This window comes from Gammaproteobacteria bacterium, from assembly GCA_028817255.1.
Taxonomy (GTDB): Bacteria; Pseudomonadota; Gammaproteobacteria; order Porifericomitales; family Porifericomitaceae; genus Porifericomes; species Porifericomes azotivorans.
In genome coordinates, this window is sequence record JAPPQA010000180.1 from 1 (window position 1) to 7235 (window position 7235).

At 57.1% G+C, this 7235-nt stretch carries 6 protein-coding genes and 1 pseudogene; all 7 read right to left on the minus strand.

Annotation, left to right across the window (positions count from 1 at the left end):
* The coding region (locus tag OXU43_07225; GenBank protein MDD9824946.1) for a helicase-related protein at nucleotides 1-2992 on the minus strand (2992 nt) is incomplete at its 3' end.
* 179 nt (nucleotides 2993-3171) lie between these two features.
* On the minus strand, nucleotides 3172-3405 hold the full coding sequence (locus OXU43_07230) for a type II toxin-antitoxin system HicA family toxin (GenBank protein ID MDD9824947.1): 234 nt from the start codon (nucleotides 3403-3405) through the stop codon (nucleotides 3172-3174).
* Entirely contained in the window at nucleotides 3402-3605 is a 204-nt protein-coding gene (locus OXU43_07235; protein MDD9824948.1) for a type II toxin-antitoxin system HicB family antitoxin, read from the minus strand. Before OXU43_07235 ends, OXU43_07230 begins: the two co-directional genes overlap by 4 nt.
* Before the next feature lie 120 nt (nucleotides 3606-3725).
* Nucleotides 3726-3875 (minus strand): annotated as a pseudogene (locus OXU43_07240) (DNA recombination/repair protein RecA).
* Nucleotides 3876-4272: 397 nt separating this feature from the next.
* Nucleotides 4273-5337, minus strand: coding sequence for a class III poly(R)-hydroxyalkanoic acid synthase subunit PhaC (gene phaC / locus OXU43_07245; GenBank protein ID MDD9824949.1), 1065 nt, complete (start codon nucleotides 5335-5337; stop codon nucleotides 4273-4275).
* Between the two features lie 24 nt (nucleotides 5338-5361).
* On the minus strand, nucleotides 5362-6219 hold the full coding sequence (locus OXU43_07250; protein ID MDD9824950.1) for a hypothetical protein: 858 nt from the start codon (nucleotides 6217-6219) through the stop codon (nucleotides 5362-5364).
* A gap of 417 nt (nucleotides 6220-6636) precedes the next feature.
* Nucleotides 6637-7053 (minus strand): phasin family protein, encoded by a 417-nt coding sequence (locus OXU43_07255; GenBank protein MDD9824951.1) that lies wholly within the window; start codon nucleotides 7051-7053, stop codon nucleotides 6637-6639.
* Between the last annotated feature and the right edge of the window lie 182 nt (nucleotides 7054-7235).

Consider the following 7235-nt stretch of genomic DNA (forward strand, 5'->3'; position numbering starts at 1 on the left):
TGGCTTCGCCAATCTCCTCGTTGCGTCTATCGTAATCGGCTTTTGCGCTGTCAATTTGCGACTGACGCATCCTTCGTATTTTTTCATCATCCGCTTGCTTGATTTGCTCTTCAAGAATCGCTATCCGCGCCTGGTGGCTTGTGGACAAACTTTCCCTACAGTATGCCGCCAGTTCCCGGGTTTCCTGCCGATGCTGTTCACGCGCTTTATTCCACAGAAGGTAATGCTTTTTTTCCAGTTCATCGCAAACAGAGGAAGAAAATCTTTCCCGCCCGTCTATTCTATCATCCGCCGCCCTTTCAAGAAGGCGAGGGAGGTGCGGGATCACGGAATCGGACAAGGCGACCGGCTTGAGAATCAAATCTTCTTTGATTCCATGGAAGCGCCACTGGTAAATGGCAAACTCATACCTGCCGGCGGGCGCCTCGCCAGTTTGCACTTTCAAGGTGACGGAAACACGCCGATCCCCTTCAAACAAACCAGCCGCTTGCCTGGCCAACGGGTGTAGCGGCGTTATAAGGGCGGCGTCTATATGCGCCATTGCGCAATCGGACTCAAAGGTAATAGGCAAATGTTGGTCTGCGCCTTTCAGCCAATTTTCCCATTTCTTGTAAATCTGCGTACTGCTTCCGCCAAGTGTGCGGAAATCCCTCAGCAGGTCATTCCTGGCCTGCTGAGAAAGACGCAAGGTTTTCAGGGGCTTTTCACCGAGGATGTAATCCTGTCCGTCTCCGCAAGTTGTCCGCAGGTAATGGTTCACCAGTCTTTGTATTGATTTCGCGGACAGCCAGAAACTGGTCGCCCGTTCTATGTCGCGGTTCATCTGGGCCTGCGGAAGTTCGATGCCGAACAGTTGAAGTTGCTCCTTTTCCAGTTTGTTTTGTTCCTGAATCAACCGAACTTCATTGTCCGCCAGTTGTTGAAGCCGTTTTGTTCTATCTTCTTCGCTCAGGGAAAGGTTTTCCGCAATATTGCGGATTCCCTTTGCAATTTTTCCGAGTATTTCCTCGCCGCCCCCAATGGCGCTTTCAAATATGCCGATTCTTTTCAGGCAACGGTCGTAGATATCCGCATCAACTGTTCCGGGCATAATCAAATTGACGATGGCGACGGCTTTGCTTTGCTGCCCATGCCGGTCTATGCGCCCTATCCTTTGCTCGATTCTCATCGGATTCCAAGGCAGGTCATAATTTACGATGCAATCGCAGAACTGGTAATCCAGCCCCTCGCAACCGATTTCCGAAAACAGCAGAATATCAAGGGCTTCTGGATTTTCACGCGGCATTTCAAAACGGTTTCGCAAGGCAACGCGATCTTCGTCCGGGGTGCCTCCGTAAACCATCTCGACTCGGAATCCGTCTGCTTTGAGGTGGCCACGCAAATAGCGGAGCGTATGAAGAAAACTGCTGAACAGCATCACCTTGTTATTGGTAAGTCCTTGTTTGTCGTTGATGATTTTGCGAAGCGCATTCAGTTTGGGGTCGTCCTTTGAATCCAACTCGCGAGATCTCCTAAGAAGCGATTGTATTTCGGGGCTGATTTTATCTATGGCGCCACCATTCAGATTTGTTTCGGAATCGTCCGCTTCCTCCCAGGGCAGTTCGTCAAGGCGCCTGTTTAAAATATTCTCAAGCAGTGGCGCGAGTCCAAAAAGGCAACTCGCGGCTTGGCGCCGAATGGTTGTCATCATAAAATTAATATTCGCATCGCCGTGAATCCGACTCAGTATCTCTCCCTGAACTCGGAGCAATTCGTCGTGAAGGCTTTTCTGGGGCGGCGCGAATTCCACCCTCACGGTTTTCGGTTTTCTGGTTGTGAACTGCCCAATGTCACGGCGACGTGTGCGGTTGATAATCCCGGAAAAGGTGTGCAGACTCTCAATATCAGCAATCAATCGCACCCGTTCTTCCGGCTTCATTGCATTTTTGGCAAGCAAATCTTGCGTACGCTTAAAGTCGGGACTCTCTCTGAGAATCGACCGTCCCCAAGGTGTTTTCGCCGCCTGGTTGAGCGCATCAAGCGCTCTGTCCGCCCATTTCGGTTGCCGTGCGCGAACCGCCTCGACCGCCTGATTTATAAACGGATTTGGTTTCGTCATGTGTTCAAAACTTTCTTTGTCTATAACCAAGTCGGGGCGGAGTGTATTCAGTAGCACGAACAAGTCTTGATTGCCCAGTTGAATTGGCGTCGCAGTCAGAAATATCGCCGCTTCCGCATGGTCGCAGAAAAACCGCACGGCTTGGTGGCGGAAGGTTTCCCGGTTCCTGATGTGGTGCGCTTCGTCCACAATGACCAAATCAAAGCGGGGAGGCGGATCCAAATCTAACAGTCCCGGGCTGTTTTTTCGCTTTTTAGAACCATGAAGGAGCGCCTCGTCAAACAAAGAATACGGAACGATTATCCGGCGATACCGTTCCGGCCAGTTGCCATCCAAGTCCATTTCGTTAATGCAGTATCTTAGATCGCCACTGTCAAGGTGAACAAAATTTTCCTCAAACCGCTTCATCTCAATTTCCCATTTGCGCTCGACAACAAGCGGGCGCGGACATACAATGAGAATGGAGCGCATATCGCGCCTTGCCTGGAGTTCCCGCAGAATCAGCCCTGCTTCGATCGTTTTGCCAACGCCAACCCCATCGGCAATCAGCAACCGGGGGCGGTCTGAGCGGATAAAGCGCAAGACGGGGCGGAATTGGTACGGGATAAAGTCAATTCGGGCGGCATTGAGAGAGTAGAGTGTTGAAAGCCCCGGATACCGAATTTGCAACGCGGTCAGGCGGGAATGAAACTGCTCGCAGGACAAAGCATCCAAACAGTTTTCTGGCGTCGCCTCCGCTTCCAGTTGCGATGCGTAAAAAGTACACTTTTCGTCTCCCATGAAAACGACAAACCGATTTTCTGGCTTGGCAGGAATGACTGAAACCACGGCACCTCTGAGTTTCGGGTCGGCTTTCGAACAGACTATTTGTCCCACCTCGAATTCCTCGCTCATAGTGTTTGCCGTCGTTTTAGGAAGTTCATGGAACAGGGTCTTCCTGAACATCAAGAGAAAACCTGATTGAAATGAGCGAACTCGAAAGCGCAGCAGATGGCGTGATGCCGAAGAACACCGAATCCGGCCCTTTCATGCCTGGATAATTTAACTTGCACCTGAAATTAAAGCGGTTTGTCTCATACTGATTGCTTGTACCGAACACTTATTAACTTCGCCGGGTTAATTTCCGAAATTTTAATCAGGTGCTTCTGCAAACCGACCTTTAATGGCGTGTTTCCGTGAACAGGCACTGAAATACGAATGGCTGACCCCGCCTTTGCGTAAATGTGGTGGCTGCCATTTACCCTTTTTAATTCCCAACCCTCGCTTTCCAGAATCCGGCAAAACTTTTTGCCGCTCACTGCCTTCAAACCGCAATCTCCATGACCTTGTCATTTTCGGACACGGCGATGTCTTGAACATCCACCGACAGACAGCCCTCGACCGCCTCATAAAGATTGTTCAGCAACTCGTCAAAGGATTCCCCCTGCGTGGCGCATCCGGGAATGGACGGCACTTCCGCCCAGTACCCGCCTTCTTGCGCTTCGTGGATGATGACTTTTAACTTCATGATATTTCCTCGGCTATCGTTGGAGTGGGCGCCGCCAAAAGGCGGCTTCGTTGCATATCAGCATAATCCAACCCGCCACACCCCGAACGGGTGTTCCGCGCTTTCCTGGCAGCCGTCGGGCGCGATGTCCAGCGCCAGGGAGCCGCTGGGCACCGCGTCCACATCCATCGCGACGTCCACATCCCCCATACGCATAATCGAACCCTGGCCAAACTGCTTTTCGATCTGGCTCAGAGCCATACCCAGGGCCTGCTGTTTTTCCTGTTCCATTTGCGATTTCCTCCTTGAACCTGATTCAATGCGGGGCAACGGGATTATCCCACAAAACCGGACTCCATTCCCCATCCCCCCACTGGCGCCGGCTCCCCCTCAAGGAGAGTGGGGGGCAGTTCCTTGGCGCACTGCCCTCAAGTGCACGGAGAATGAATTCCTGCCTGCGTCCCGCTCTTTCATTCCTCCCCCCTGGAAGGGGAGTCGCAGCAGACACAAGCCGCCAGGCGACGGCTGCTGCGGTGGGGGGAAAGGGCGTTGGCGCCAGGCTTATCCGCCGGCGGCGAAGGAGGCGCCGATGTACCCCCCACCGGCGCGACTTCGGGCTTGCGCCCTCGTCTTGCCGACTCCCCCTCCAGGGGGGAGTGACGCGTACGAGCCGCCGTTCCTGCGGCGGTCAGCCGCGCTGGCGGAGCCAGTCGGCGATGGCGGGCGGCACGAGTTTCTGGGATTTGCCGCTGACGTACAAACCGATGTGGCCGCCCGGGAATTCCAGGGCAGTGTAGTCCTTGCTGCCGACCAGCCCCTGCAACGCGCGCGAGGAGTCCGGGGGCACGAGGTGATCCTGCAGGGCATACACGTTCAGGATCGGCGCCTTGACCTGCTTCAAGTCCACCGGGCGCCCACCGATCCGGGCGCCGCCGTTGACCAGCGCGTTGCGCTGGTAGAACTGCTCGATAAATTCCCGGTACGCCTCGCCGGCCTGATCGGGACTGTCGAAGATCCATTTCTCCATCCGCAAAAAATCCAACGCCCGTTCGCGGTCTTGCAGTACGTCCGCCAAACGGGCGTATTTCTGGCCGATTAAGTGGTACGGCTTGAGCATCAGGAAAGTCCAATTCAGGGCGTCGCCCGGGACGTTGCCGATGGCTTCCACCAGCAACCCAACGTCCACATGGCGCACCAGGTTAGTCAGCAGGCTGCCGGGGGCGTGAAAATCCACTGGCGTGACCGTGGTCACCAGGTTCCCGACCTTGTCGGGATGCAGTGCGGTATAGCACAGGGAAAAGGTGCCGCCCTGGCAGATGCCCAGTAAGTCCAGCCGTTGCCTTCCCGTCCGCTCGAGGATATGCCCTACACACCGGTCCAGGTAACCGTTAATGTAGTCGTCCAAGGTCAAGAAGCGGTCGGCCTCGTTCGGGTCGCCCCAAACCACCAGATATACATCCAGCCCCCGTTGCAGAAGCCCTTGGATCAGGGAGCGTCCCTCCTGCAAATCAGCGATGTACGGGCGGTTGACCAGAGCATAGACGACCAGCACGGGGACCGGATGCGGGTCGCGGGACTGGGGGGTATAGCGGTACAGGGTCAGCAGGTCGTCGCGGTACACCGCCTCCCGTTGCGAGGCGCCCAACTCGATCTCGCCAATATTTTCCAGGGAACACATGCCCCGCACCAGACGAAACTGCAGTTCCGCCAATTCGGAAGCCACACGCTCCGGATACAGTTGCAGGGGAAACATATCAGGGAGAAGCTCGCGGTCGCTCTACTCGGGGCTGTCCGCGGCGGCGGTGCGCCCGCCGCGCTTCTTGCGCCGGGCGCCAGCGGCGGCACGGCGCGCCTGCGCCGGGCGCCGCGCCTTCAATTCCTTGCGCAGCGCGGCCAAGGCGGCGCCGAGGTCTTTCTGCGCCTCGCGCATGGCGTGGAACTCCCGGCGCAACTCCTGCTGGCGCCGGATCAAAGTGTCCTGCACCCGCCGCTCCGGCAAACCGAGCAAAGACAGCTGACCATCGGCCAATTCCTGCCAGTGCTTGCGCAGGGCCATGGCGGCATTGACCAACTCGCCGTACAGCCGGGAATATTCTTCGGAAGAGGTGCGCCGCTCGTAAACCGCGCCGCAACAGTCCATCCAAAGATCGTACAGTTCGCGCACACTGTCTATCGTCTGTTTTTCGGAGGCGCAACGGGACAGGCGGTCGCGTAACTCCTCCAACGCGTAGAGGGGCACCTGCTCCAGAAAGGCATTATGCGCCTGCGCCTTGTCGGCGAATGCCCGCAATAACCGCAACAATTTCTGGAATGCCTCCTGCCGCTCGCGGAAATAGCCCACGCCGGGCATATCCGCCAGAGAATCCCACCGTTCCCGCACCGGCCGCGCGAAGCCTGTCAGCCAAGCCGGGGGCGCCATCCCCATCGTGCCTGCAAACCAGGGGATGCCCCGCCCTTCCGCCGCGTCCCTCCAGTGCCGTTCGAATTCCTTTTGCAGACCCGTGAAGCACCGATCCAGCATCTCTTTCCAGTTTTCTTCCCGGTCTCCTGTACCCGGGCCTTGTTCGCTGCCGCCTTCCTTGCCGCCGCTGGCGGCACGGGCCTCCTCGGACAGCCGCATCAGATATTGCGACAACAGCCTCCAGGCCCAATCCCCCCCCCCCCACGGGGATGTCCCTCCCGGAACTCCCGGAGACGCAAAGGGCGCCGCGCCCCAGTTCCCCCAGGGACTCCCAAAGTGACCTCCCCAGGGATTGCCCCAGGGATTGCCAAAAGAATTCCCTGGAAAATTTCCCCAAAGATTGCCGGGGAACCCCTCCGGGGGGCCGCCTGGAAAACCGGTGGGAGGGGTAGCAGACAGCAGACGCTGCCAGATGCCCCCCCATTCCTCCAACCACTGCCGTTGCATCTGGCGCCAATCGGGAAGGTCGGAACGACTGCCGGCATCTCCGGCATCCCGTTCCCCGCTCATCTCAGCGTTCCCGGCTGCCCCGGGGATCGCCCGGGGCAGCCCCATGCGAATGGCACAGACAAAAGGTCGCCCTACTCAGGCTTAGGCGGCGGAGGCAGACGCCTTGCGGGCGCCTGCGGAACGCTTGCCGCTGGCAGAGCCCGGCGCCTTGAAGTTCTCGGCGGTCTTAGCCATCGAGTCCTCCAGCCAGCTCATCAGCTCGTCACGGGTATCGCCCAGGGTGTCGGCGGTCTCGCGCGCCAGGCTCAACAGCTTGTTGCTGTAGGTGGCGGCCAACTCCGATTCGGCGGCCAGCAGATCCTTGTAGTCGGTCTTGCCGCTCAGTAGCTTCAGTTGCTCGGAACCGCCCTCGATCCCAAGCGCCGCCAGATTGAGCTGCAGGTCAGTCATCCGGCGCACCAGCTCGGCGTTGATGTTGCTCAACTGCCGCCAAGACTGATACAGGTCCTGATTGTTCCGGTTCCACTGTTCGTTCATCTTCTCGTCCATTGTCGTCATCCTCCGTCGCTTCGAACTTACAAGGTAATATTGCGTGCTTGTTGCACTGCAACAAATATAGGGTCAGCCGAAGCGATTGTCAAGCCCTTGGAGGGAACCACAAGCCGTTACGCAATCGAGGACAAGAAAAGCGGCTCATATGCATCACTCCCCCCTTGAGGGGGAGTCGGCAAGACGAGGGC